The sequence below is a fragment of the Shewanella electrica genome, from assembly GCF_022321485.1.
Classification (GTDB): Bacteria; Pseudomonadota; Gammaproteobacteria; order Enterobacterales; family Shewanellaceae; genus Shewanella; species Shewanella electrica.
On sequence record NZ_JAKOGG010000257.1, the window covers coordinates 1 to 274 of the forward strand.

Annotated in this window: 1 protein-coding gene; it reads left to right on the plus strand. The window is 51.1% G+C overall.

Annotation, left to right across the window (positions count from 1 at the left end; translation table 11 throughout):
* Positions 1 to 49: 49 nt before the first annotated feature.
* The coding region (locus L9G74_RS20545; RefSeq protein WP_238898616.1) for a dihydrodipicolinate synthase family protein at positions 50 to 274 on the plus strand (225 nt) is incomplete at its 3' end.

Sequence of the window (274 nt, forward strand, 5' to 3'; positions counted from 1 at the left end):
TTACACTCCGACTTCTAACCGCGCCGGCTCGCGCCCAGGGGGTTTTTAAATGCAAAGAGCAGAATTAATCACCGCGATTGTGACACCGTTTAACGACCGCGATGAAATTGACTATGATAGTATGCAACGGTTAGTCGATCATCTCATTGATCAAGGCACTGACGGGTTTGTGGTTGGGGCTACGACGGGTGAAGGTCCTACGTTGAGTCACGATGAAAAGATCACCCTTTACACCCGTTTTGTGGCCATGGTCCACGGGCGCGCACTCGTGATT